The sequence below is a fragment of the Nocardioides ungokensis genome (assembly GCF_013466985.1).
GTDB lineage: Bacteria > Actinomycetota > Actinomycetes > Propionibacteriales > Nocardioidaceae > Nocardioides > Nocardioides ungokensis.
This window is the reverse complement of the sequence record NZ_CP059164.1, coordinates 1,918,176-1,942,625: the sequence shown is the minus strand read 5'-3', so window position 1 is coordinate 1,942,625 and position 24,450 is coordinate 1,918,176. Positions and strand designations below refer to the sequence as shown.

Genomic DNA, 24,450 nt, shown 5'->3' with positions numbered 1-24,450 from the left:
GGTTCAGGACGTGGACACGTTGAAGTTGGTGAAGTCCCAACGTGCGGGCTTGCCATCGGTCGAGACGACTTCGACCCCGTAGTCGACCTGGCCGACGGTGCTGTTGGTCGGCAGGCGACCGGCGGACATGAGGTACTTGTAGAAGCCGAGCAGGTCGAGGGTGCCGCTGGTGAGGGAGGCACCGTTCGCCGGGACGAACGCGATGTAGTGGTTGGAGTCGCTGGACCACACGTCCCACGTGTGACCCGACAACGTCACCTGGCCGACCTTCGAGCCGGACGGGACCTGGTTGTGGTTGTCGGTCCAGATCATGAGCTCGGTGGAGTTCGAGTCGGCGACTCCGTTGAGCCAGATGTCGTAGGCGACGTCGTAGATCCCGACCCCGGGGCTGGTGTGGGCGAACTGCGAGGTCATCGTGTTGAACGACGAGATCGCAGGCTCCTTGCCGGTGCCCCAGTCGTGGTAGTCGAGGTGGACGTTCGGGTACGACTTGACGGCGCCGTCGCCCTTGGAGTTGTCGGCCGTGGCCTGCACGTACCACGAGTTGTAGTCGCAGACGACCGTCTTCTGCGCGAACGTGTACCCGCCGGTGGCCCACCAGTCGGCATCGGCGTAGTAGTCACCGACCGGGCCGTTCGACCAGTCGTTCCAGATGTACTTCGCGTTGGCGTCCTGACAGGTGCCGGACTGCGACGGGGTGGTGGTGGGCGTCGCCGTGGACGTCGGGGTGGACGTCGGAGTGCTGGTGGGGGTGGGCGTCCGTGTGGGGGTCGCCGTGGCCGTAGCTGTCGGAGTACTGGTGGGGGTGGGCGTCCGTGTCGGGGTCGCCGCGGCCGTAGGCGTCGGCGTGGGCGTCGCCGTGTGCGTGGGCGCGGCAGTGGGGGTCGGTGCCGGCGTGGTGCACCTTGGTCTGTGCGGGTGCCGGGCGCAGTAGCCCTTGAGCGACCTCGCATGGGAGTGCGTTGCGCCGGTGTTCGCGTACGCGACGCCGACCGCGACCAGAGTCATGCATCCCAGCGCCAGGGCGCACAGGATCCGAAAGTGCTTCATGTGGGTATTTCTCCCTGTCCGGGGGCTGACAGTGACACGGCAACTCCGTCGTGGATACGTCCGAGAGCCGGACCCGTGACCAGGTGCCGGTCGGCGACGCTACCCACGATTGGAGCCTCGTGCGCGGCGCGCTACCCCACTTGGGGGAGCCGGGGCGACCCCCTTCACGGCGTACCCTGAGGAACCGACCGCCCGGAGGCCGCCGATGCAGCTACGACGTTCGCGGCACCGCCCCGCCTACCTGGTGGCCGTTCTGTGCCTCGCGGCGGCCTGCTCGACGGGAAAGTCCGAACCCGAGCCACGCGCCGACGTCACGCCGACCGGCGCATCCCCCACCGCGGACCCTCCGGCTCCCGTCGCCCATCGCGCCTTCTGCAGGGAGTACGAGAAGAAGGTGCGACTGGTCTACACGGTCGTCTCACGGCGAACCGCCTCGGGGAGGGACCTCTCCATGACGCTGACCGTGCACAACGACTTCGAGCGTCATCTCCTGGGGGACATCGGCGGCGCCATGGCTGTCACGGCGCGGAACCCGGGCAGCGCGCCCCGCTACGTGTGGGGCGATTCCCCGAACGACGTCGTCGGTGTCCGGGCCCTCTCGACGCGCCGGGTGCCGATCTCGAACCTGGGCGTGAAGCCACTGTCGGTCCCCGCCGGGGCGCAGGTCTCCGTCCTGGGCGTGTGGAGTCGGCTCGGCCCCTCGCGTACCGGGCGCGAGCCCTGTTGGCTTCCGGCCGACATGCGAGCGGCACCCGGTCTCGTGATCGGCCACCCGAGTGGCCGCTGGAACCTGTCGGTGCCTCGAGGTCAACAGCTCGAGAAGCGGGCCGACCGCTGATCACCGCCGGCACGGCCCGGTACACAGACCAGGATCGTGCAGTCCATACCGATGCTGCCCACAAGGTCGCTCAGCTTGTCCGCGCCGCGGGGGCCACAACGGCGTCCTCGAACAACTCGGTCCGCTGGCTGGCGTCCTCGGCATCGCGGCACGCTACGGCCAACCGATCAGCTTCTGGACCTTCACGAAGTACGGCCTCGTGGTCGCCTCCACGACCATCGTCATCGCCTGGGCCAACGTCGCCCTGCGCTACTTCGCCGTCGCCTGAGGAAAGCATGGCCTGCGGAGCGCCTCGACACAGGCGCTGGGCGCATGTCAGTCGACGGGTGGCAGGTACCTGTGCCCGAAGGCGGACCCGTGCGGGTCGTCGTCTCGCAGGCGCACAACGACGCGGCACCCGGGGTCACCCACCGCGATGCGCTCCTCCAGCAGCACGGTGACCGGGCCGTCGTTGTTGCGCGCCCCGATTCCGCCGAAGACGCTGGAGGTCATCCGGCACAACGACGGCGCCCGGCGGACCGCGTCCCCGAAGGGACAACGGGTGTTCCCGAGCACCACCCGGTCGTCGGAGGCCTCGCTCACGTAGAACCCGCCGTCAATGGCGTGCTTCAGCCGCGTGTAGCAGTGCCCCATCTGCTCCGGCGTCATCCTGCCGACAATCTGCTCAGCGCGGCGGAACTCCTCCTCCATCTGGCCGCCCACGTCGGCCCCGACCTGCGCCACAGCGCGCTCCGCAGCGTCGGGCCCGTGCTCGAACTCGAGTGTCTGCGCGAGCTGCACAACAAGGGCACGCAGGAAGGACTCCTTCCCGAACCCACCCTCCGGGCGTGCCTCGTCGTAGCTCGGCAGCGCCGCCGTCGTCCTCCGCGGAGGGTCATGACTGGTCTCTCGCTTCCGGGCCACCGGCAGCACGACCGAAACTGCCATGCCGCCGGACTCTCTGACGGACGCCTCGAACGTGGGAGCGAGCTGGCTGATCAGGAAGAGCCCACGTCCCGACTCCTGCAGCGGGTCCAGGGAGTGGCTCCCCGCGGACTCGAGCAGCCCGGGATCGAAACCGGGCCCGAGATCGTGCACGGTCAGCGTCGGCGACTCGCCGGGCCACGACACCGTCGCCCACACCGGCCCTGCGGCGTGCCGCACCGTGTTGCCGAGCAGCTCAGCGACGACCAGCTCGGCAGCGTCGATCTCGCTGCCCTCCGCGGCGTGACGTCGCAGATACGCGGTCAACTCGTGACGAAGTGCGGCCACCGCGGCCGCGTCCTCGCCGTCCAGGAACCAGTCCACTGATCGCGTCCCTTCTCCCGCATCGACTCGCCGCCCATGGCCGGTTGACAGTTCCCATGGTCAATCGCCGCGGCAACCAACGATGACACGCCCGAACCCAGTCCACCACCTGCTCGCACCGCATCGACCCGCGATGGTGCGCGAGGCTCGGAGAGCCGGATCAGGGGAAGGCGTGACGAGCACTCACCGCGGGCTACGCACGGACTCGGAGCGGCTCCGCCTCGCCGTCGCTGATCAGCGCCAGCACGGCCCGGTACCGCTGCTCAGCCACACTCAACTCCCGCATGAATCGGGAGTGTCAAGAATCAACCGAAGTACCTGTCAAGCATCAGCCGAAACACTGTCGCGCCTCAGCCGAAGCCCGAATGTCGTGTGTCAGCCGAAGTAACACATCACACCGGTAGGGCGGGTGGGGCTCGAACCCACGACCCAAGGATTATGAGTCCTCTGCTCTGACCGACTGAGCTACCGCCCCGGAGCCCTCGGCGGCACGAGGCACGTCCGCATGGGCAGGGGCGACCCTACCGGCAGGGAGGACGGGGCTCGTCAGCCGGAGTGGTAGCGCACGATCCCGAACGCGTCGTCGCCGGCGGTCGAGGAGATGCCGGCGGCCACGATCGAGCCGCCGGAGGCGGTCACGGCGTACCCCTGGGACTCGTTCGGACTGCTCGTGACGACGCGGGTCCGGACCATGCCGTCGCGGCTGAACGTGGTGTCGAGCTGGCCCGTCGGGGTGTAGCGCGCGACCGCGAACCGGTCAGAGCCGTCCACGGTCCAACCCACGGCGACGATCTTGCCGTCCTCCTGGACAGCGAGCCCGTCCACCTTGGCGTAGAAGGCGTTCCTGACGAGGTGGCTGGTGAGGCCGTTGCTGCCGAAGGTCTGGTCGGGTGACCCGTCAGCGTCGAGGCGCGCCAGCGCGAGGGACTCGTAGTCGCCGTAGAACGCGAAGCCGCCGGCGACGATCTTGCCGTCCGGCTGGACCGCGACAGTCAGGGCGCCCCAGTCCTCGTTGGGTCGCTGATGGTGGTCCACCCGCCGTTGCCGAACGACGCGTCCGGGTCGCCGGCGAGGTCGTACCGCCCGACGAGGAACTTCCGGTTGTCTGCCTGACCGACCTCGCCCGCAGCCACGATCCGGCCCGCCTCGTCCAGGCGGACGTCCGCGACGCGGCCGGGCACGGTCCCTTCGTCGTGAGGACCCCACCCACGCCGTACGCCGGGTCCGGGGTGCCGTCGGCGACGTAGCGAGCGGTGGCGAAGCCGTCGCCGGCGAAGCCCGCGACCAGGATCGAGCCCTGTCATCGTGCCAGCGGGTCCGCGCACTGTCAGGTGAAGATCTCCGGACCGGGCCGCGGTGGACCCGGCGCTGACAGGAAGTTCACAGGTTTCGCACCCGCCCGACTCAGGTCGGCGGGCCACCATGGGTGCACCGACCGAGGAGGCACCGTGAACGACCAGCAGCCCCGCAGCGGATCCCGATGGGAACCGGCGGCCAGCCCGCAGGCTGGCGCGGGAACCCTGCCTCCGTGGTCCCGTCCCATGACCCCGACGCCGTACGACGCGCCCCCGGCGCGGCGGGCCTCCCGGTGGCAGCGCAACCGGGCCAACGTGGCCGGTGCCGCACTCGGACTGACCGTCACGGGTCTCGTGGGCGGCTTCGTGGTCGGCAACAGTGCCCCCACTCCCCCGCAGGGCGGGCAGAGCGGACAGGTGACCACACCGGTCACCCCCAGCAACGGGCACCAGGGTTTCTCGGGCCACTCGTCGGGTGACGGCGAGGGCGAGGGCACCGACGTGGCCGACGCCTCATGACGGCGGCCTCGGGCACCCTGTCGCCGACCGTCCCGGCGCACCGCCATCCCCGGTTCCGCCGGGCGCGGGTCGACGCCCTGGTCCGGTCGGCCGCGGGCTCCGCGCTGTGGCTGAGCCTGCTGCTGGTGACCTACTGGTGGGTCGCCGACCGCGGCATCCAGGACCTCGGTGGCTGGGCCAGCGGCCTCACGTCGACCGGCCGCCTCACCGGCCTGGTCGCCGCCGACCTGTTGCTGGTCCAGGTGCTGCTGATGGCCCGCCTCCCGCTGCTGGAGCGCGCCTTCGGCCAGGACCGGCTGGCACGGCAGCACCGGATCGTCGGGTTCACCTCGTTCAACCTGATGCTCGCCCACATCGTCCTGATCACCTGGGGGTACGCCGGTGGCGGCCTCGGCGCGACCCCGTCGACCCTGTGGAACCTCACCACCACCTATCCGGGCATGCTGCTCGCGGCCGCCGGCACCGTCTGCCTGGTGCTCGTGGTCGTCACCAGCGTCAAGGTGGCGCGGTCCCGGCTGCGCTACGAGTCGTGGCACCTGCTGCACCTCTACGCCTACCTCGGCGTCGGGCTGGCCCTGCCCCACCAGCTCTGGACCGGCAGCAGTTCCTGACCTCACGCTCGGCGACCGTGTTCTGTGGACCGCCTGGGGTGCCACCGCCGCCGCGGTGCTGCTGTGGCGGGTCCTCCTCCCGCTCTGGCGCAGCGCCCGGCACCTGCTTCGGGTGACGTCGGTGGTCCACGAGGCCCCCGGCATCGTGTCGGTCTACGTGACCGGCCGCGGCCTGCACCGCCTGCCGGTGGAGGCGGGGCAGTTCCTCACCTGGCGCTTCCTGGGCCGGCACGGCTGGACCCGCGCCAACCCCTACTCACTGTCCGCAGCCCCGGACGGGCGCAGCCTGCGGATCACGGTCAAGGAGGCGGGCGACGGCAGCTCGGACCTGGCGTACCTGCGACCCGGCACGCGCGTCCTCGTCGAGGGTCCCTACGGCCGGCTCAGCCCCCGCGCCCGCCAGCGGCACCGGGTCGCGCTGATCGGCTCCGGCGTCGGGGTGACCCCGCTGCGCGCGCTGGCCGAGGGACTCGAGTACGCGCCCGGCGACGCGGTGCTGGTCCAGCGCTTCCGCGACCACCCGCTCTTCGAGCACGAGCTGACCGCCCTGGAGCACGAGCGTGGCCTCCAGACGCTCTACCTCCCCGGCCCGCGCCGCGCCCGCGACTCCTGGCTCGGGTCCGGGGTCGGCACCGCCGACGACCTCACGGCGCTGACCTGGTGGATCCCGGACATCGCCGAGCGCGACGTCTACGTCTGCGGGCCGGCCGAGTGGACCGAGAGCGTCCGCCGCACCTGCGAGGCCGCCGGCCTCCCGCCCGAGCACTTCCACGTCGAGACCTTCCGGTGGTGACCCGATGAAACGAAACCTGCTGTGGTTCCTCAGCACGATCACCGTGGTGGTGCTGCTCTTCGGCTACCACACCTCCACCTCCGGCTCGATGGCCACGACCTCGGGGACCGTGATCACCTCCTCCGCGCAGCCCGGCGCCTCCACCCAGACCTCGGGCCAGGGCGGCTCGGGTGGGAACGGCGGCAACGGCGGCAACGGCGGCTCAGGCTCGGGCAAGTCCGGGACCGGCGCCGCCGGCAACGGGAACGGGAACGGCGGTGGCGGCGGCAACGGCTCCGGCACCAGCGCCGGCTCCGGGAGCGGCAACGGCACCCCCGCCCAGCCCACGACCACGACCGTCACCGGCGGCGTCGCGCAGACCCAGTGGGGACCGGTCCAGGTCCAGCTGACGATCAAGGGCGGCACCATCACCGACGTGTCGGTGCTCCAGCAGCCCAGCGGCAACCCGCAGGACGACCAGATCAACTCCTACGCGCTGCCGATCCTGGCAGAACACGCTGAACGCCCAGAGTGCCCAGATCGACATGGTGAGCGGCGCGACGGTGACCAGCACCGGCTACGTCCAGTCCCTGCAGAGCGCGCTGGACCAGGCGGGCCTGTGAGCCGGCCGGTCCAGCGCTACGTCGAGCACGTGATGGGGATGCCCATCAGCCTCGCGCTGCGGGGCCGGCACGCCGACGACGATGCCGGGCGCGACGCCTGGGCCGAGGTGATGACCGCGCTGCACGACGTCGACCGGGTGTTCAGCACCTACCGCGAGGACTCGGTCATCTCCCGGCTCGACCGTGGCGAGGTCGAGCCGGCCGACTGCCCGCCGGAGGTGCTCGAGGTGCTCGGGCTCGGCGACCGTGCCGAGCGCGGGTCCGGCGGCGCGTTCCGGATCCGCCTGGCCGGCGCCGACGGCCGCGCCCGCCTCGACCCCAGCGGCGTGGTCAAGGGCTGGGCGGTCGAGCGCGCAGCCCGGGCGCTGGACGCCCTCGAGGACACCGACTTCTGCCTCTCCGCCGGCGGCGACATGGTCTGCCGGACGCGGGACGCCGACGCCGAGCCGTGGCGGGTCGGCATCGAGGACCCGCACGACCCGACCCGGATCATCGCGGTGGTCCCCGTCCACAACGGCGCGGTCGCGACTTCCGGCACGGCCCACCGCGGCAGCCACCTCGTCGACGGTCGCACCGGTCGCACGCCCGAGGGGGTCGCCTCGGTGACGGTGGTGGCCGACACCCTGACCTGGGCCGACATCGACGCCACCGCGGCGTACGCCCTGGGCCCGGAAGCCGCCCGCTGGCTGCGCACCCGGCCGGGCCGCCGCGGCCTGGTGGTGTGGGCCGACGGCACCACGACGCTGGTCACCGACGATCTAGTGTCTGGGCCATGGGACGCATCCGGGTCGGGATCTCCGGCTGGACCTACCCCGGCTGGCGGGGCGACTTCTACCCGACCGGACTCGCCCACCGCCGCGAGCTCGAGTACGCCGCCTCGCACCTGACCTCCATCGAGATCAACGGCTCGTTCTACTCCCTCCAGCGCCCCACGTCGTACGCCGCGTGGCGCGACCAGACGCCCGACGACTTCGTGTTCTCGGTCAAGGGCGGGCGCTTCATCACGCACCTGAAGAAGCTCCGGGGCGTGGAGACGGCCCTGGCCAACTTCTTCGCCTCCGGGCTGCTCGCCCTCGGTCCGAAGCTGGGGCCGCTGCTGTGGCAGCTGCCGGAGAACCTGCCCTGGGACCCGGAGCGGATGGCGGACTTCTTCGCCCTGCTCCCCCGCAGCACGGCCCAGGCTGCCGAGCTCGCCCGGCAGCACGACGCGAAGGTGCCCGAGGACCGAGCCCTCACCGCAGCCCCGGAGGACCGGCCGCTTCGCCACGCCCTGGAGTTCCGCAGCGCGACCTTCCGCACCCCCGACGCGACCGCCCTGCTGCGCGAGCACGGGATCGCCTGCGTGCTGGCCGACACCGCCGGCCGCTGGCCCAAGGTCGAGGAGGACACCAGCGACTTCCGCTACGTCCGCCTGCACGGGGACAAGGAGCTCTACGCCAGCGGCTACACCCCCGCAGCACTCGACGCCTGGGCCGCGCGGTGCCGGGACTGGGCTCGCGAGGATGACGTGTTCGTCTACTTCGACAACGACGCCAAGGGGTACGCCCCGCACGACGCGATGGCCCTCATCGACCGAGTCGGCTGACCGGACCTGGTCACCGGCCGCCGCCGGGGACCAACGGCCCTGTTCGCGTGGTCGGGCAGGGCATGGGATCGGAGGGATGAACCCGCCCGCCGTGCCCCAGCCCGCGTCCGCGCGCCCTCGGCACGGCCCGGTGCCGCTGGCGCCGGGCCCGCTGCCGCCGGAAGTCGCGTGGCCGTCCGTGGCGCGCTGCGTGCTGACGACACCGATCCTGCTCGCGCGGCGCCGGGTCTGGCAGCCCACGGAGCACGTCGGCCGCACCATCCGGTTCGCCGACGGGACGCAGGGCCGGGTCTACCGCGAGACCCGGGTCGACCGTCCGGCGCCCAGCGATCCCAGCGTGCTGGTCGTGGCCTTCCGCCTGCGCTGGGTCCGCGGACTCGGGCACACGGCGTTCGAGCACGAGAGCGTGCTGCACACGCCGTTCTTCGTCGCCTTCCCGGGCCTGGTCTCCAAGCTGTGGCTGGCCCGCGACGAGCACGGCGTCTACCGCGGCCTCTACGAGTGGGACGGACCGCAGCTCGCGGACACCTACGCCCGCTCGCTGTGGCGGGTGCTGGCCCTGGTCAGCGAGCCGGGGTCGATCGACTTCCGGGTGCTGGCCGGCCTGCGCCGCGACGAGCTCCTGGCCGACCCGCTCCGGGCGGTCGGCTTCGCGCCGCTCGACCCCGACTGCTGGTGGCGCGTCGTGGGCACGACCCCGCCGCCGGTCAGCGCCGAGCGCGCGCCGAGTCGATGACGAGCGCGAGGGTGTTGAGCCCGGCCCAGCCCAGGGTCACCGCCAGGACCTTCTGACGGACCTCGTCGTCGGTCTTGGTCGACAGCAGCGCCGCGTCGCCGAGGTCCATCGCGATCCGCAGGATCATCGCCGCCCGCACGGTCCGCTCCGAGCGCGCGAACATCCCGAGCGAGCTGATCGCCAGGTCGCGCACCCCGTAGGTCTCGGCCAGCAGCTCGAGCCCGGGGCGGTCCTCCTTGTCGGCCTGCAACGCGTCGGGCAGGTGGCCGGGGCGGGCCAGGGCGAAGGCGCCGTAGGAGGCGGTGGCGGCGGACATGAGGCGGCTCAGTCGGTAGGTCATGGCTGCCACGCTAGGAGGTGCCCCCCAATCGCACGGGTGCTTCCCGACGGAGGGTGGCCAGCGACCGGGCCGCCGCGCCGCCCCACTCGTCGAGCTCGGCGTCGTTCAGCGCCGCCGTGCAGCGCACCCAGGTCTCGGTCCGCCCGAGGCGGGCGAGCCGGAGCGCGGCCGGAAGTGCGGCGCGCAGCTCGGCCGGGGGCGCCAGGTCGCTCCACACCTCCAGGGCCGCGTCGGCCACGCGACGCAGCCGCGGGTCGTCAGGGCGGGCGTCCAGCCGGAACGCGAGCAGCTCCAGCGGGATCAGCAGCGCCGCCAGCGGCTCCATCAGCATCGCGTCGCCGAAGTCGAAGAACCGCAGCTCGCCGTCGATGTCGAAGACGTTGTTGCCGTGCAGGTCGTTGTGGACCAGCGTGACCGGCAGCCCGAGCGCACCCACCTCGGCCGCCCACCCCGCCACCGAGGCCAGCCCCGCCCGGACGGCGCTCCGGTCCTTCCCCGGCATCGTCCGCCGGTCGTCGGGCGGCAGCTCCTCGAACGCCGCGAGCAGCTGCTCGACGTACGCCACCGCGTCACCCGGCCCCAGCGTGGTCAGCCCCGCGGCGGCGAGCCGGTCGGCGTACGGCGCGACCTCGCGCTGGAGCTGCGCGCCGGCCTGCACGACCCGGCACCAGGCGTCGACGTCGTGCGACGACTCCCCCAGCACCGGTCCCTGGTCCGGCGTGAGGAGCAGCCCGCGGTCGAGGTCCACCGCGGTGAGCGGGACGACGTGGTGGGGCGCCAGCGCGTTCAGCTCGACCAGCAGGGCCGCTTCGTAGGCCTGTGCCGGGCAGTTCTGCTTGGCGAAGTGCACGCCCTCGGACGTCTCGGCCCGCCACACGCACGCCCAGGGACGGATCTTCACCGGCTCGAGGTGGGCCGGAGCCCCCACGACGCCGCTGATCCACTCGGACAGCTCGGCCCTGAAGCCCGCGCCGCGCCAGCGGTCGCTGGTGGACGGCAGCCGGTCCAGGCCGGCGAAGCGACTGGGCACGGGCATGGCGACCAGCCAACTCCTCCGGGGACCTGTCCCGCAAACGCCTTCCGGGTGCATGCTCTGGTCATGACCGACATGCCTCACCCCGAACCGCTCGAGACGCTGCCAGAGGACTGGGAGCGCGCGCTGTGCGTGGTCGCGCACCCCGACGACATGGAGTTCGGCGCGGCGGCGGCGATCGCCCGCTGGACCGGCCAGGGCAAGGAGGTCGTCTACTGCATGGTGACCAGCGGGGAGGCGGGCATCGACGGGATGGAGCCCGAGGAGTGCCGCCGGGTGCGTGAGGCCGAGCAGGTCGAGTCCGCGCGCGTCGTGGGGGTGCCGGTCGTGGAGTTCCTCGGGCTGCCCGACGGCGTCCTGGAGTACGGCGTGCCGCTGCGTCGCGCGATCGCCCAGGTGGTGAGGCGGCACCGTCCCGACATCGTCGTCACCGGCAACTTCCGCGACACCTGGGGCGGGCGGAACCTCAACCAGGCCGACCACATCGCCGTCGGCCGGGCCGTGGTCGACGCGGTCCGCGACGCCGGCAACCGGTGGGTCTTCAACGACCAGCTCACCGACGGGCTCGAGCCGTGGGGCGGGGTGCGGGCGGTGTGGGCGTTCGGCTCCCCGAACGCCACCCACGGCGTCGACACCACCGACACCTTCGACGCCGGCGTCGCCTCGCTCGAGGCTCACCGGGCCTACATCGACGGCCTCGGCTGGAAGGACTTCGACCCGCGGGAGTTCCTCGAGGGGTTCGGCCGGCAATCCGGCCAACGGCTCGGCGTGGCCTTCGCAGCCACCGTCGAGGTGTTCCCCATGGGCTGGGGCGAGTAGGCGCACGGCCCGCTCACGGGAGCGCGATGGTCTCCCGGTAGGGGTTGTGGTCCGAGGACGCGATGTCGTGCTGCAGGTGCCCCGCCCACGAGTAGGAGGCCCCGGACATCAGGGTCGCGTCGATCAGCCGCTTCCTGGTCCGGCCGTACCGGTGGTCGTCCAGCGTCCCCCCACGGGGGAAGGGCGCCTTCCAGTCCAGGTCCGTGATGCCGAGGTCGTCCCACTTGCCCCGCAGCCAGCGGCGTACCCACGACCGCTTGAGGTCGAGGTTCCAGTCACCGGTCACCAGGACGACGTCGGGCGCCTGCTGCCCGACCATCGCGCGGACGTGCCGCTTCCACCCCGCGATGGCGTCCTTGTACGCCGCCACCCGGTCCCGCGCGTCGTGCGACCAGCCGCGGCCGTCGGCCCGCTCGACGTTGGAGGGCATGTGGGCGACCGACACCAGGACGGTGCGTCCGGAGGCCACGCTGCGCAGCACCACGGTGGCCGCGAAGCCGACCGACTTCCGCTTGTCGTTTCCGGCCGTGCGGAAGGTCTTGCGGGTGAGCCTTGCCGTCGCACCGGTGACCAGCGTCCAGCGTGAGGTCCGCCAGCTCATGCCGCACTCGCCGCGGTGGGCACCGGACCGCCAGAACCGCTGCCAGCCGGTCTCCTCGAGCGCCGAGGCGCGACTGGTGTTGTGGACCTCGGTCATGGTCACGAGGTCGGAGTCGGCCATGAACCGGTCGAGGTCCTTCTCCAACAGGCGCCGCGGCACGTCGAACCGGCCCGAGGAGTGGACGTGCCGGATCACTCCGTCACCGGTCCCGGCGCCCGCGGCCTGCGGCGTCGCGACGAGCACGACGGCGAGCGTCGTCACCAGCAGGCACCAGCGGCGCACAGTGCTGCGAAACGTCATCGACTGCTCCCCCGTGCAACCGACCCGGGCTGCCTCCGGAAGGCTAGGTCACGAACCTCATCCGCGTGGGAGAACGCGCAGGGGCCTCGGCGCGCATGGCTGGCCGCCACAATCCGGGCTCACCGATGTGGCCCACGACCACATGGACCGTGACGCCCACCACGGCCGAGGGTGGCTCCATGTCTCGTGGAAGAACGACCGGCCTCGTCCTGCTCACCTCGCTGCTCGGCTCCCTCGCCGTGGCACCGTCCCCGTCGGGGGCCGCACCGGCACCGACCCGGGGCGGCGGCCACTGCGTCCACCAGTCGCGGATCGACGTACCCGGTGCCCCGGTGCAGCGGGTCGACTGCCTCGACGACCTGACCACCGCGTCGACCGTGGCCACCAACCACACCGACGCGTCCGACTGGGCCGGCCTCAACGCGCCCGGCACCCACAACCCCAGCGGGGTGCCCGGGATCCAGGTCGACGGCTACTTCCCCGACACCTCGACCAGCAACACCCACCACGGGTGGAACCACGACTCGCAGTTCGTGGTGCGGCTGCCCGACCACTGGAACGGCCGACTCGTCGTCAGCGGTGCGCCCGGCACCCGCACCCAGTACGCCGGTGACTTCCTGTTCAGCGACTGGCTGCTCGCCCACGGCTACGCCTACGCGATGACCGACAAGGGCAACGACGGCAGCTCGTTCTACAAGGACGGCAAGGAGCCCGGCGACGCGATCGCCGAGTGGAACCACCGCGTCACCCAGCTGACCCGGGCCACCAGGCAGGTCGTGGCGCAGCGGTACGGCCGCGTCCCCGCCCGCACCTACCTCTTCGGCATCTCCAACGGCGGCTACCTGGTCCGCTGGCAGCTGGAGAACCGGCCCGGCCTCTACGACGGCGGCGTCGACTGGGGGGCACGCTCTACCAGGCGAAGGCGCCCAACCTGCTCACCTACCTGCCGGTCGCGCTGCGCAACTACCCGAAGTACCAGGCGACCGGCGACAGGGCCGCCCACCGGCGGATGATCCGCGCCGGCTTCGCGCGCGGCTCCGAGTTCACCTGGGACTACCACTACTCGGTCTACTGGGACCTCACCCAGCGGCTCTACCGCGAGGAGCTCGACCCGTCGTACGACGGTGCGCAGGAGGCCGGCACGCCCTTCTGCCAGAGCGGGGACCCCCGACTGCGACGCCGACTACCACTACGGGCAGCGTCCCCAGGCGCACCAGGCGCTGGCGAAGGTCGCGCTGACCGGCGACATCAAGCGGCCGATGATCACCCTGCACGGCACCATCGACGCGCTGCTGCCGATCCGCACCGACTCCGACGTCTACCGCCGGGAGATCCGCCACCACGGCCGCACCGGCCTGCACCGCTACTACCGGATCGTCGGCGGCACCCACGTCGACGGCCTGAACGGCGAGTACGGCGACCGGGTCCGGCCGATCCTCCCCTGCGCCCGCCGAGCCTTCGTGCGACTCACCGACTGGGTCGAGTCGTCGCGGCGGCCCCCGCACAGCGCCACCATCCCGCGTGAGCCGGCGTCGTACGACGAGACCAACCGCTGCCGGCTCTGAACGACCCCGGACATGCAGAACGGGCCCGTCTCGCGATGAGACGGGCCCGTTCTCGCTGGCTCCCCCGGTTGGACTCGAACCAACAACCCTCCGGTTAACAGCCGAATGCTCTGCCAGTTGAGCTACAGGGGATCGGTGCAGCGCGCACACATTAGCAAGGTCTCCCGCGGAGCTGGAAATCGGGCTCGCCGGTCGGTGCTCAGACCTCGCCGACCTCGCCCCGGGCGGCCGCGAGCGCCTCGTCGGCCACCCGCTGCACCTCCGGGTCCGAGGGGTCGATGCCGGCGTCGTACTCGTAGACCCAGGTGATCGGCCGGTCCCCGCGGGGTGCCCGGCGGGCGATCACGCGCAGCCCGCGGCGTCCCTCGATCGGCACGTGTCGCTGCAGGACGACGCTCGCGGTGACCCGCTCCCGCACCAGCTCCAGCAACCGGCCCGGCTCCTCGATCGTGAGCAGGTGCTCGGGGCGGCGCTCGCCCCAGCTGCCGACCTCGCGGACCCGCAGCACCGAGGTGTCCCGGTCCCAGTCGGCGGCCTCGACGAGCTCCCAGGCGACCCGGGTCGGGCCGACGTACAGCGCGTCGCGGGTGCCGGCGACGACGCCCTCGGTCGCCTCCCCGGCATTGGCCACGGCCCACGCCAGGACCCGCTCCCCGGCCGCAACCCGGATCGGTGGGCGGGGACGTCCCGCACCGGACGGACGCAGCCTCACTGGACTCCCACGGTGCGCTCGCGCAGGTTGCGCCGGTGCGACTCGAGCGCCGCGAGCTCCCCGAACATCCGGTTGTAGTCGGTGGCGTGCTCGACCGGGTTGGTGCGCTGCAGCCGGGACTTCAGCTCGGCGATCCGGCGCATCGTGGTCAGCTCGAGCAGGCGGAAGACGTGGAGCGCGACGTACGACGCGTCCGGCTCCTTGGCGGTCAGGATCGGCTCGACCGCGAGCGCGCTGATCGCCGAGGAGGCCGCCGGGTCGGTGGCGGCGTCGCGCAGCTTGGTCGCCCAGCCCGGGTCCCCCGCGCCCGCACCCGGTCCGCCCGCGGCCGCGACCAGCTCCCACACGGCACGGTAGGTCGGGTGGGTGAAGTCGTTGGGGCCGACGTCGCCGGTGATCCGGCCGATCGTCATCGGTGCTGGAGGACGAGCTTCAGGGTCTCTCGCTCCAGCTTGAAGCGGGGGTCCCGCAGGTCGGGGACCGGGTTGCGCGGCGCGGCCGACACGGGCTCTTCCGGGTTGCGCGTCGTCTGCCGCTGGTCCTGGCGCGACGCGGGACGGTTCGCAGCTCGGCGGACCTCGGCCCGGGCCTCGTCGACATCGACACCGATCATCCCGGCGAGCTCGCGGGAGAAGGCGTCGACCTTGGACTTGTCCCGGATGCTCGAGACCAGCCGGGCGGCCTCGCGCAGCGCGTCGATGCGGCTGTCGGCACGGTCGAGGTCGTACTTCGCAACCACGTTGGACAGCACGAAGCGGTAGAGCGGCACCCGGCGGGCGACCAGCTCGCGCACGGCCGCGTCGCCGCTCTTGATCCGCAGGTCGCACGGGTCCATCCCGGACGGCTCCACCGCGACGTAGGTCTGTGAGACGAAGTTCTGGTCGCCACCGAAGGCGCGCAGCGCGGCCTTCTGGCCGGCGGCGTCGCCGTCGAACGTGAAGATGACCTCGCCGCGGAACTCCTCGTGGTCGTTGAGGAAGCGCCGCAGCACCCGGGAGTGCTCGTCGCCGAAGGCGGTGCCGCAGGTGGCCACCGCCGTCCCGACCCCGGAGAGGTGGCAGGCCATCACGTCGGTGTAGCCCTCGACGATCACGGCCTGCGAGGACCTGGCGATCTCGCGCCGGGCCAGGTCGATGCCGTAGAGCACCTGGCTCTTCTTGTAGATCGGCGTCTCGGAGGTGTTGAGGTACTTCGCCTCGATCCGGTCGTCGTCGAAGATCCGGCGGGCGCCGAAGCCGATGGTGTCGCCGGTGGCGTCGCGGATCGGCCACATCAGCCGACCCCGGAAGCGGTCGTACGCCGAGCGGCCCACGGCCACCAGTCCCCCGACGACGAGCTCCTCCTGGCTGAAGGCCTTGGCCCGCAGGTGCTTGAAGAGCGCCTCACCCTCGCGGGGGGAGAAACCGATCCCGAACTGCTCGGCAGCCGCCTGGTCGAAGCCGCGGTCGGAGAGGAACTGCCGCGCCACCAGGGCGTCGGGCGTGGCCAGGTGGCCGGCGTAGAACTCCTGGGCCTCGCGGTGGGCCTCGATCAGCCGTTGGCGAGAGGGCCCCTTGGGACGGTCCTCGCGGACGTCACCCTCCTCGCGGCGCAGCTGCACGCCGTACTTGTCCGCGAGCCGCTCCACGGACTCGACGAACGTCAGCCCGTCGATCTTCATCAGGAAGTTGATGACGTCGCCGCCCTCGCCGCAGCCGAAGCAGTGCCAGAACTGGCGGGCCGGCGTCACGTGGAAGGACGGGGACTTCTCGTCGTGGAAGGGGCACAGGCCCTTCTGGGACCCGCCACCCGCGTTGCGCAGGGTGACGTAGGAGGAGACGACCTCGTCGATGCGCGCCTTCTCGCGCACCTCGGCGATGCTCTCCTCGCGAATCCGGCCGGCCACGTGCGGAGTCTACGGGCGCGGGTCGAGCGCCGGGGCGGGGCTCCACAAGGTCAGTACTCCCCCGACATCACGTTGGCCAGCGGCTCCCCCGCGGCGTACCGGTGCAGCTGGTCGCGGACCAGCCGGTGGGCTCGCGGCCACATGGCGCTGCTGGCCCCGCCGACGTGCGGGGAGACCAGCAGGTTCGGCGCCCGCCAGAGCGGGTGGTCGGCCGGCATCGGCTCGGGCTCGGCCACGTCGATGGCGGCGTGGATCCGCCCCGACGCCAGCGCGGCGACCAGCGCGTCGGTGTCCACTACGGCACCCCGGGCCACGTTGACCAGCAGCGCGTCGTCCTTCATCCGGGCCAGGAAGTCGGCGTCGACGAGGCCGCGGGTCGCGTCGGTGAGCGGCACCACCAGGACCACCACGTCGGCCACGGGCAGCAGGTCGGGCAGCGCCGAGATGGGGTGCACACCGTCGCGCGCGGTGCGCGCCACCCGCACGACCTCGACCTCGAAGGGCCGCAGCCTGGCCTCGACGGCCTCGCCGATCGCGCCGTACCCGACCAGCAGCACCCGCCGGTCCGCCAGCGCCGGTCGCCACTGCGGCTCCCACGACGCGCGGTCCTGGGCACGGACGAAGTCGGGGATGCCGCGCAGGGAGGAGAGGATCAACGTCAGCGCGAGCTCGGCGGTCGACGTGTCGTGGATGCCCCGGCCGTTGCAGAGGGTGACCCCGGGCGGGATGTGGGCGCGGACGTTGTCGACGCCGGCGGTCATCGTCTGGACGACCCGGAGGCCGGTCATGCGGGGCAGCACCTCGCCGACGCGAGGACCGACCTGGTACGGCGGCACGTAGAACTCGACCTCGGCCACGCTGTCGGGCACGTGCTCGGTCGGGTCGACCACCTCGTAGCGCAGCCCCGCCGGCGGGTCGCCGAGCAGGTCGGGGTCGAACGGCAGCCAGACGAGCGAGTCGGTCATCCCGCGGAGCCTACCGACGCGTGCGCAGCCGCTCGTGCCAGGCGACGGCGCTGGCGTCGGTGAGCGAGGCGACCTGGTCGATGACGACCCGCAGCCGGGCGGTGTCGTCGGCCGCGGCGTGCCAGTCGTCGGCGAAGGGGCGCTCGAGGGCGTCCGGGCCGCGGTGGGCGAGCAGGGCGACCAGCTCGGCCACCAGCTCGCGCTGGCGCACCATGATCGCGACCCGGTCGTCGGCCTGCATCACGTAGCGGGCCGCGACGCCCTTGAGCACCGCCATCTCCAGCCGGGTCCGCTCGGGGACGACGAGATCGGCGGCGTAGCGGGCGAAGGGGCCCTCGGAGTGCGCGAACGTGGCGTGCTGGACGGCCCCGCAGAAGCGCCCGATCAGGTCGCGCTGGTGAGGTTCTTCAACGCGGCCACACCGCGGCGGGACCGTCGTACGGCGTGGTCGGCCAGCTCCCCTGCTCCCGCAGGCCGGCCAGCGCGCCGTCGAGGTCGTCGTCGGAGGCGTCGGGGAGGTACCAGTCGCGCACCGTCTCCCAGACCGCGTCCCGGTCGAGCGTGGTGAGGTCGATGCGGCCGGCGACCACGCCGTCCTCGATGTCGTGCACGGAGTAGGCGACGTCGTCGGCGAGGTCCATCACCTGCGCCTCGAGGCACCGGCGGGTGCCGTCGACGCCGGCGCGCAGCCACTCGAACACCGGCTTGTCGTCGTCGTAGACGCCGAACTTACGCACCACCCGCGGCTGCCCGTCGGCGTGGACCCCGGTCGGACCCTCCGCGTGGGCGCGGGGCCAGGGGTACTTGGTGCAGGCGTCGAGGGTGGCCCGGGTCAGGTTGAGCCCGACGGACCGGCCGTCGCCGTCGAAGGTCTTCGCCTCCAGCCGGGTCAGCAGCCGCAGCGTCTGGGCGTTGCCCTCGAAGCCGCCGCAGCCCTCGCTCAGCTCGGCCAGCACCCGCTCGCCGTTGTGACCGAACGGCGGGTGGCCCAGGTCGTGGGCCAGCGCCGCGGTCTCCGCGATGTCGGGGTGGGTGCCGAGCGCCCGGGAGATGTCCCGGGCCACCTGGGCCACCTCGAGGCTGTGGGTCAGCCGGTTGCGGGTGAAGTCGTCGCTCTGCGGCCCGACCACCTGGGTCTTGGCGGCGAGGCGGCGCGAGGCCGCCGCGTGCACCACCCGGGCGCGGTCACGCTCGAACGGCGTGCGCTCGGGCGCGTCCACCCGCTTGGGCGGCTCGTCGACGAGGCGCTCGCGCGAGGCGGCGTCGTAGAGGTCCAGGGAGTTCATCGCGAGAGACCCTACTCAGCCGCGCCGACACCTCACCCGTTGGTCGAGACGTGCACGTGGTCCATGTGGTTGGCGGTGGGCGAGCCCTGGTCGCCGTAGTCACGCCAGCCCTCGGAGGCGCGCTCCGGCGTCCAGATCCGGTCCCACCAGATGACGTCGTAGAGGTCGAGCTCGGAGGCGTGCGACTGGAGGAAGGCCGCGATCTGGTCGCCGAGCGCCTTGTCGCTGGTCATGATGTCGATCGCCTTGCCCGAGGCGTGCTCACCGTGCGCGTCCCAACCGCCGTACGTGGTGATCTGCGGGAACGCGTGGCAAACCGCGCGGTAGACCAGGACGGCTTCGGAGGTCAGCCCGTTCTCGACGCTGCCGTCGGGGCACGGCGCGGTCGACAGGCCGGCCGTCGTCGGGGCCGCGGTGCGGGCCGAGGTGGTCGTGGAGACCTTCTGCGCGACCGGCTTGTCCTCGGTGAAGTAGCCCGCGGACACCCAGCGGGACTTGCCGTCCACGACGAGCTCGGCGCGGTCGCTGGTACGGCGCCCGGTGATGAGCACCTTCTTGCCCGTGTCGACCAGGCCGACCTTCTTCGCGTCGCCGTCCGGCGTGGTCCACAGGTTGAGCGGGGCGGTGGTCCACACGTGGATGTGGGCGTTCTCGATCGCCTGCTTGGTCTTGCGGGCGTCGTAGGCGTCCTGCATCTGCAGGATGACCCGCTCGCCGCGCACCGAGGCGAGGCGCGAGTCCGACCGGGAGACGACCGGCTCACGGACCTGCGAGATGTCGGTGGTGGCGCCCTGCGACACGAGGGTGTCGGTCGAGGTCGGGTCCTGGGTGAGGACGCCGAGCGTCACGGCGGTCCCGGTGGCCAGGAGGGCCAGGGGGCCCGCAACGAGGGCGGCTTTGGGCTTGCGGCGGGCATCGGTGTCCCGCTTGTGGCTGTTGGCCACAGCGCTGATCCTTTGCTGTTGCTGACGGGGGGTGGTCCGAGAACGCCACCGAAATCGTTGGTGACGAGACGGCAACGGATCCACGAGTGAAGCACAGACGGACTACGCGATCGCAAATCGCCCCCCTCGTTCGGGGTACGTGTTTCCGGTCACCCTCCGGCGCGTCGCCGGCTCAGCCGTTGGTCGAGACGTGTACGTGGTCCATGTGGTTGGCGGTGGGCGAGCCGTGGTCGCCGTAGTCGCGCCAGCCCTCCGAGGCCCGCACCGGCGTCCAGATCCGGTCCCACCAGATGACGTCGTAGAGGTCGAGCTCGGAGGCGTGCGACTGGAGGAAGGCCGCGATCTGGTCGCCGAGCGCCTTGTCGCTGGTCATGATGTCGATCGCCTTGCCCGAGGCGTGCTCACCGTGCGCGTCCCAACCGAGGTAGGTCTGGATCTGCGGGAAGGCGTGGCACACCGCGCGGTAGACCAGGACGGCCTCGGAGGTCAGCCCGTTCTCGACGCTGCCGTCGGGGCACGGCGCGGTCGACAGGCCGGTGGTGGACGGCGTCGTCGAGGGTGTCTGCGTCGGCGTCGAAGACGGGGTGTCGGAGGGCGAGGCCGCGGGTGTGCTCGGCGACTTCGGCGGCTTCGGCGGCTTGGGAGGGCGCGGCCGGTCTACGGAGAGGTACGCCGCGGTGACCCAGCGCGCGTTGCCGTCCACGACCAGCTCGGCGCGGTCGCCGGACCGCCGTCCGGTGGTCAGGACCTTGGTGCCCTCGTCGACCAGCCCGACCTGGTTCGCGTTCGTCTCCGGCCCGGTCCACAGGTTGAGCGGCGCCGTGGTCCACAGGTGCTCGTGGGCGTGGCGGATCGCCTGCTGGGTCTGCCGCGCGTCGTCGGCCTTCTTCAGCTGCTCGAGGTAGCGCTCGCCACGCACCTGGGCCAGGCGCGACTCCGAGCGCGATACGACGTCGGAGCTGCGGGACACCTGGGTGGTGGCGCCCTGCGAGCTGATCGCATCGTGGTGGACCGATCCCAGGTGGGTCGCGATCGCGCCGACGGTGATGGCGGTGCCTGTCGCCAGGACGGTGAGGGGGCCGGCCACGAGGGCAGACTTGAGCTTGCGGCGGGCAGGGGTCTCCCGCTTGTGGCTGTGGGCCACAGCGATGATTCCTTTGGGGTTGCTGACAGGGGGCCGCCCGAGACCACCGCCCGGATCGGGTCGCGAGCCGGCGGCGGGTGTCGAGTGAAGCACAGATGGGCTACCCGACGAGCGCTACTACCCCCCATCTGGGGGATGCCGACGCTCGTCAGCCGCCGGTGGCCTCGCCCGCGTCCTCCTGGAGCCCGCAGTCGCTGCCGTCGGTGTCGTCGAGCCAGCCCTCGGGCAGCACGACCCGGTTGCGGGGCGAGCCCTGGCGCCCGCGCGGCGTGCCGAGCTCGGCGGTCGGGAAGGGCTCGGTGGGGTCCAGCTCGGCGAGCAGCGCGTCCAGGGCGGCGAGGCTGTCGACGAGGCCGAGCGAGCGGCGCAGCTCCCCGCCGGCGGCGAAGCCCTTGAGGTACCACGACACGTGCTTGCGGAACTCCTTGCAGCCCCGCACCTCACCCATGTGGCGGCTCAGCAGCTCGGCGTGGCGGCGCATCATGCCCGTGACCTCGCCCAGCGTGGGAAGGGTCGCCACCTGCTCGCCGGCGAACGCGGCGGCCAGGTCGCGGAAGAGCCACGGGCGGCCCAGGCAGCCGCGCCCGACCACGACTCCGGCGGCCCCGGTCTGCTCCACCATCCGCAGCGCGTCGCCGGCCTCCCAGATGTCACCGTTGCCCAGCACCGGGATGTCGACGTGGTCGACCAGCCGCGCGATGGCGTCCCAGTCGGCCTCGCCGGAGTAGGCCTGCGCGACGGTACGGCCGTGCAGGGCGATCGCGGCGACGCCGGACTCCTGGGCGATCCGGCCGGCGTCGAGGTAGGTCAGGTGGTCCTCGTCGATGCCCTTGCGGGTCTTCATGGTGACGGGCACGTCGTACGGCGCGGCAGCGGCGACGGCGGCCTCGAGGATCTGGCCCAGCAGGACGCGCTTCCACGGCAGCGCTCCCCCACCACCCTTGCGGGTCACCTTGGGGACCGGGCAGCCGAAGTTGAGGTCGATGTGGGCGACGCCGTACTCGGCACAGAGGATCTCCGCGGCCTTGCCGACGTAGACGGGGTCGGTGCCGTAGAGCTGCACCGAGCGGACCGTCTCGAGCTCGTCGAAGACCAGCATGTCCCGGGTGTGCTGGTCCCCCTCGACCAGGCCGCGGGAGGTGATCATCTCGCAGACGTACAGTCCGGCACCCTGCTCGGCACACAGGCGGCGGTACGCCGCGTTGGTGATGCCGGCCATCGGCGCCAGCACCACCGGGGTGTCGACCACCAGCGACCCGAGGGTCAGCGAGGTCGGCAGCGTGCGGGGCATGCGCACATTGTCGGACGCCCCGCACCGGAGCCCAAAATTCGGGGGCACCGGCCCGCTCGGCTCACGCCCCGGGGACCGGCCTGGTCAGCCCTTCGAGGACTTCTTCGCCTTCGGGGACTGGCTTGCCTTGGCGCCCTTCTTCGTCGGCTCCGCGCCGACCGTCGTGAGCTTGCCGGTCCAGGTGATCGGGTTGAAGTCCTGGGTGGGACGGAAGCTGACGGCGGTCAGGTCGCCGTGCTTGGGCGAGAGGTAGACCAGGCACGACTTCACCCGGTCGCCGTGCTTGAACTTGGCCGGGAACGGCTGGCTCGGGCACGGCTTGAAGGTGCTGGCGAACGTCGACGCCTCGATCAGGGTGTTGTGGCCGTCGACGATGTAGAGCGGCACCGACCGGCCGCCGAGGTCGGTCCGGCCGACGTTCTTGACCGACGCGTGCACGAAGTAGGGCGTCGTGGACAGCGTCGCCTTGTCGAGCTGCCAGCCCTGGAAGGACTTGGCGAAGGTGGTCTTCTCGAGCCCGGTGACCTTGATGTCCAGCACGCCGACCTGCTTCTGGCGCGGCTCGTAGGCGACGACGGCGTGGTCGCCGACCTTGAGCGTGCTGCCCTGGTCGGTGAGCTCGACCCCGTCCGGGACCGGCAGGTAGGGCTTCGCGGTCGTCGAACCGGAGCTCGAGGGCGTGTCGGAGCCCGAGGCCGAGGAGGACCCCGAGCCGGCCGACGGGTCCTTGGAGGTGTCGCCGCCGGAGCAGCCCGCGAGGGTCAGGACGGCCACCAGCGCCGGTGCGAGCAGGGCGGTGGCGGCGTGACGGGAGCGCATGACCGGAGTGTGCATTGTCCGCGCCCCTCAGCAGCCGACGAAACGCTCGGCGAAGTAGGACGTGATCGAGTCGAGGCCGATCCGCTCCTGCTTCATGGTGTCGCGCTCGCGCACCGTGACCGCGTGGTCGTCGAGGGTGTCGAAGTCGACGGTGACGCAGTACGGCGTACCGATCTCGTCCTGGCGGCGGTAGCGGCGGCCGATCGCGCCGGAGTCGTCGAACTCGACGTTCCAGTTGCGGCGCAGCTCGGTGGCCAGGTCGCGGGCCTTGGGCGAGAGGTCGGCGTTGCGGCTGAGCGGCAGCACCGCGACCTTGACGGGCGCGAGCCGCGGGTCGAGCTTGAGCACCGTGCGCTTGTCGACGCCGCCCTTGGTGTTGGGGGCCTCGTCCTCGGTGTAGGAGTCGATGAGGAAGGCCATCAGCGAGCGGGTCAGGCCCGCGGCCGGCTCGATGACGTACGGGACGTAGCGCTCGTTGGCCGCCTGGTCGAAGTAGGACAGGTCCTGGCCGGAGAACTTGCTGTGCTGGGTCAGGTCGTAGTCCGTGCGGTTGGCGATGCCCTCGAGCTCCTCGAAGTCACGGCCGGAGAAGCCGAAGCGGAACTCGATGTCCACGGTGCGCTTGGCGTAGTGGCTGAGCTTCTCCTTCGGGTGCTCGTAGTGGCGCAGGTTGTCCGGGCTGATGCCGAGGTCGGTGTACCAGCGGGTCCGCTCGTCGATCCAGTACTGGTGCAGCTCCTCGTCCTCGCCGGGCTTGACGAAGTACTCCATCTCCATCTGCTCGAACTCGCGGGTGCGGAAGATGAAGTTGCCGGGCGTGATCTCGTTGCGGAAGCTCTTGCCCATCTGGGCGATGCCGAACGGCGGCTTCTTGCGGCTCGACGTCACGACGTTCTGGAAGTTCAGGAAGATGCCCTGCGCGGTCTCGGGACGCAGGTAGTGCAGGCCGGACTCGTCCTCGATGACGCCGAGGTAGGTCTTCAGCATCATGTTGAACTCGCGCGGAGGGGTCCACGCGCCGCGGGTGCCGCAGTTGGGGCAGGCCACCGACTCGTTGATGTCGACCGTGTCGGGGTCCTCGATGCCCTTCTTCGTCGCGTAGTCCTCCTGCAGGTGGTCCTCGCGGAAGCGCTTGTGGCAGGACTGGCACTCGGTCAGCGGGTCGCTGAAGGTGCTCAGGTGGCCGCTGGCCTCCCAGGTCCTCGTCGGCAGGATCACGCTGGAGTCGAGGCCGACGACGTCCTCACGGGCGTGACCATCGAGCGCCACCACTGGCGCTTGATGTTCTCCTTCAGCTCGACGCCGAGCGGGCCGTAGTCCCACGCCGACCGGGTGCCGCCGTAGATCTCGCCGCAGGGGTAGACGAAGCCCCGGCGCTTGCAGAGGGAGACGACGTGGTCGAGGGTCGAGGCGGGCGGCTTGGCCACAGC

Annotated in this window: 25 protein-coding genes, 2 tRNA genes and 2 pseudogenes; 10 read left to right on the top strand and 19 right to left on the bottom strand. The window is 71.8% G+C overall.

The window, feature by feature from the left end; all coding sequences use genetic code 11:
• Window positions 1-3 precede the first annotated feature (3 nt).
• Window positions 4-1,050 carry a GH12 family glycosyl hydrolase domain-containing protein gene (locus H0S67_RS09590; protein WP_180936393.1) on the bottom strand — a complete coding sequence of 349 codons (1,047 nt, stop codon included), beginning with the start codon at window positions 1,048-1,050 and terminating at the stop codon, window positions 4-6.
• Window positions 1,051-1,255: 205 nt separating this feature from the next.
• Here H0S67_RS09590 and H0S67_RS09585 point away from each other — a divergent pair, with 205 nt between their 5' ends.
• Complete coding sequence (locus H0S67_RS09585) at window positions 1,256-1,888, top strand: hypothetical protein (protein ID WP_180936392.1); 633 nt, start codon at window positions 1,256-1,258, stop codon at window positions 1,886-1,888.
• A 315-nt stretch (window positions 1,889-2,203) separates the two neighbouring features.
• On the opposite strand, the gene H0S67_RS09580 is transcribed toward H0S67_RS09585, so the two are convergent.
• The 4 genes from H0S67_RS09580 to H0S67_RS09565 form a co-directional block, all read right to left on the bottom strand.
• The gene (locus H0S67_RS09580; RefSeq protein ID WP_180936391.1) at window positions 2,204-3,175 is read right to left on the bottom strand and encodes an ATP-binding protein; all 972 of its coding nucleotides are present in this window, start codon (window positions 3,173-3,175) and stop codon (window positions 2,204-2,206) included.
• Between the two features lie 401 nt (window positions 3,176-3,576).
• Window positions 3,577-3,650, bottom strand: a tRNA-Ile gene (locus H0S67_RS09575).
• A 71-nt stretch (window positions 3,651-3,721) separates the two neighbouring features.
• Window positions 3,722-4,210 carry a delta-60 repeat domain-containing protein gene (locus H0S67_RS09570; RefSeq protein ID WP_180936390.1) on the bottom strand — a complete coding sequence of 163 codons (489 nt, stop codon included), beginning with the start codon at window positions 4,208-4,210 and terminating at the stop codon, window positions 3,722-3,724.
• The gene (locus H0S67_RS09565) at window positions 4,168-4,356 is read right to left on the bottom strand and encodes an NHL repeat-containing protein (protein ID WP_180936389.1); all 189 of its coding nucleotides are present in this window, start codon (window positions 4,354-4,356) and stop codon (window positions 4,168-4,170) included. The genes H0S67_RS09570 and H0S67_RS09565 overlap by 43 nt, the downstream gene beginning before the upstream one ends.
• Before the next feature lie 360 nt (window positions 4,357-4,716).
• Between H0S67_RS09565 and H0S67_RS09560 the strand changes: the two genes are divergently transcribed.
• From H0S67_RS09560 to H0S67_RS09535, 6 genes are all read left to right on the top strand, one after another.
• Window positions 4,717-4,989: a hypothetical protein gene (locus H0S67_RS09560; protein WP_180936388.1), complete on the top strand. Its 273-nt coding sequence runs from the start codon at window positions 4,717-4,719 to the stop codon at window positions 4,987-4,989.
• On the top strand, window positions 4,986-5,600 hold the full coding sequence (locus H0S67_RS24875) for a ferric reductase-like transmembrane domain-containing protein (RefSeq protein ID WP_246355252.1): 615 nt from the start codon (window positions 4,986-4,988) through the stop codon (window positions 5,598-5,600). Before H0S67_RS09560 ends, H0S67_RS24875 begins: the two co-directional genes overlap by 4 nt.
• Window positions 5,601-5,655: 55 nt before the next feature.
• Window positions 5,656-6,393 carry a ferric reductase-like transmembrane domain-containing protein gene (locus H0S67_RS24870; protein ID WP_246355251.1) on the top strand — a complete coding sequence of 246 codons (738 nt, stop codon included), beginning with the start codon at window positions 5,656-5,658 and terminating at the stop codon, window positions 6,391-6,393.
• 4 nt (window positions 6,394-6,397) lie between these two features.
• Window positions 6,398-7,882, top strand: coding sequence for an FAD:protein FMN transferase (locus H0S67_RS28050; RefSeq protein ID WP_425489907.1), 1,485 nt, complete (start codon window positions 6,398-6,400; stop codon window positions 7,880-7,882).
• A complete protein-coding gene (locus tag H0S67_RS09540; RefSeq protein WP_180936387.1) occupies window positions 7,768-8,580 on the top strand; it encodes a DUF72 domain-containing protein in 813 nt (270 codons plus the stop codon). Before H0S67_RS28050 ends, H0S67_RS09540 begins: the two co-directional genes overlap by 115 nt.
• Before the next feature lie 76 nt (window positions 8,581-8,656).
• On the top strand, window positions 8,657-9,316 hold the full coding sequence (locus tag H0S67_RS09535; protein WP_219635596.1) for a hypothetical protein: 660 nt from the start codon (window positions 8,657-8,659) through the stop codon (window positions 9,314-9,316).
• On the opposite strand, the gene H0S67_RS09530 is transcribed toward H0S67_RS09535, so the two are convergent.
• Together H0S67_RS09530 and H0S67_RS09525 are read right to left on the bottom strand one after the other, a co-directional pair.
• Entirely contained in the window at window positions 9,288-9,656 is a 369-nt protein-coding gene (locus H0S67_RS09530) for a hypothetical protein (protein WP_180936386.1), read from the bottom strand. The two genes, H0S67_RS09535 and H0S67_RS09530, sit on opposite strands and share 29 nt — an antisense overlap.
• Before the next feature lie 10 nt (window positions 9,657-9,666).
• Window positions 9,667-10,692, bottom strand: a complete 1,026-nt coding sequence (locus H0S67_RS09525) for an aminoglycoside phosphotransferase family protein (RefSeq protein ID WP_180936385.1) — start codon at window positions 10,690-10,692, stop codon at window positions 9,667-9,669.
• A gap of 63 nt (window positions 10,693-10,755) precedes the next feature.
• On the opposite strand from H0S67_RS09525, the gene H0S67_RS09520 reads away from it, so the two are divergent.
• A complete protein-coding gene (locus tag H0S67_RS09520) occupies window positions 10,756-11,508 on the top strand; it encodes a PIG-L deacetylase family protein (protein ID WP_425489905.1) in 753 nt (250 codons plus the stop codon).
• Window positions 11,509-11,521: 13 nt separating this feature from the next.
• Here the strand turns inward: H0S67_RS09520 and H0S67_RS09515 are convergent, their stop codons facing one another.
• A complete protein-coding gene (locus H0S67_RS09515) occupies window positions 11,522-12,409 on the bottom strand; it encodes an endonuclease/exonuclease/phosphatase family protein (RefSeq protein WP_180936384.1) in 888 nt (295 codons plus the stop codon).
• Window positions 12,410-12,588: 179 nt separating this feature from the next.
• Between H0S67_RS09515 and H0S67_RS23405 the strand changes: the two genes are divergently transcribed.
• Together H0S67_RS23405 and H0S67_RS23400 are read left to right on the top strand one after the other, a co-directional pair.
• Complete coding sequence (locus H0S67_RS23405; protein WP_219635595.1) at window positions 12,589-13,422, top strand: tannase/feruloyl esterase family alpha/beta hydrolase; 834 nt, start codon at window positions 12,589-12,591, stop codon at window positions 13,420-13,422.
• Between the two features lie 111 nt (window positions 13,423-13,533).
• On the top strand, window positions 13,534-13,974 hold the full coding sequence (locus tag H0S67_RS23400) for a D-(-)-3-hydroxybutyrate oligomer hydrolase (RefSeq protein ID WP_219635594.1): 441 nt from the start codon (window positions 13,534-13,536) through the stop codon (window positions 13,972-13,974).
• 56 nt (window positions 13,975-14,030) lie between these two features.
• Here the strand turns inward: H0S67_RS23400 and H0S67_RS09505 are convergent.
• From H0S67_RS09505 to H0S67_RS09460, 11 genes and pseudogenes are all read right to left on the bottom strand, one after another.
• Window positions 14,031-14,106 (bottom strand) — tRNA-Asn (locus H0S67_RS09505).
• 67 nt (window positions 14,107-14,173) lie between these two features.
• Complete coding sequence (locus H0S67_RS09500) at window positions 14,174-14,686, bottom strand: hypothetical protein (RefSeq protein ID WP_180936383.1); 513 nt, start codon at window positions 14,684-14,686, stop codon at window positions 14,174-14,176.
• Window positions 14,683-16,571: pseudogene (gene dnaG / locus H0S67_RS09495) on the bottom strand (DNA primase). The gene H0S67_RS09500 and the pseudogene dnaG overlap by 4 nt, the downstream one beginning before the upstream one ends.
• Window positions 16,572-16,621: 50 nt before the next feature.
• A complete protein-coding gene (locus tag H0S67_RS09490) occupies window positions 16,622-17,536 on the bottom strand; it encodes a 2-hydroxyacid dehydrogenase (RefSeq protein WP_180936382.1) in 915 nt (304 codons plus the stop codon).
• Window positions 17,537-17,546: 10 nt separating this feature from the next.
• The gene (locus tag H0S67_RS27300; protein ID WP_343050436.1) at window positions 17,547-17,813 is read right to left on the bottom strand and encodes a hypothetical protein; all 267 of its coding nucleotides are present in this window, start codon (window positions 17,811-17,813) and stop codon (window positions 17,547-17,549) included.
• A 130-nt stretch (window positions 17,814-17,943) separates the two neighbouring features.
• Window positions 17,944-18,822: a deoxyguanosinetriphosphate triphosphohydrolase gene (locus H0S67_RS09485; protein ID WP_343050435.1), complete on the bottom strand. Its 879-nt coding sequence runs from the start codon at window positions 18,820-18,822 to the stop codon at window positions 17,944-17,946.
• A 32-nt stretch (window positions 18,823-18,854) separates the two neighbouring features.
• The gene (locus tag H0S67_RS09480) at window positions 18,855-19,766 is read right to left on the bottom strand and encodes a VldE C-terminal domain-containing protein (protein ID WP_180936381.1); all 912 of its coding nucleotides are present in this window, start codon (window positions 19,764-19,766) and stop codon (window positions 18,855-18,857) included.
• Between the two features lie 172 nt (window positions 19,767-19,938).
• Complete coding sequence (locus H0S67_RS09475; RefSeq protein WP_180936380.1) at window positions 19,939-20,910, bottom strand: VldE C-terminal domain-containing protein; 972 nt, start codon at window positions 20,908-20,910, stop codon at window positions 19,939-19,941.
• Between the two features lie 148 nt (window positions 20,911-21,058).
• Window positions 21,059-22,201 (bottom strand): tRNA dihydrouridine synthase DusB, encoded by a 1,143-nt coding sequence (dusB, locus tag H0S67_RS09470; protein WP_180936379.1) that lies wholly within the window; start codon window positions 22,199-22,201, stop codon window positions 21,059-21,061.
• A gap of 84 nt (window positions 22,202-22,285) precedes the next feature.
• Window positions 22,286-23,020: a hypothetical protein gene (locus tag H0S67_RS09465; RefSeq protein WP_180936378.1), complete on the bottom strand. Its 735-nt coding sequence runs from the start codon at window positions 23,018-23,020 to the stop codon at window positions 22,286-22,288.
• A gap of 27 nt (window positions 23,021-23,047) precedes the next feature.
• Window positions 23,048-24,447: pseudogene (locus H0S67_RS09460) on the bottom strand (glycine--tRNA ligase).
• Between the last annotated feature and the right edge of the window lie 3 nt (window positions 24,448-24,450).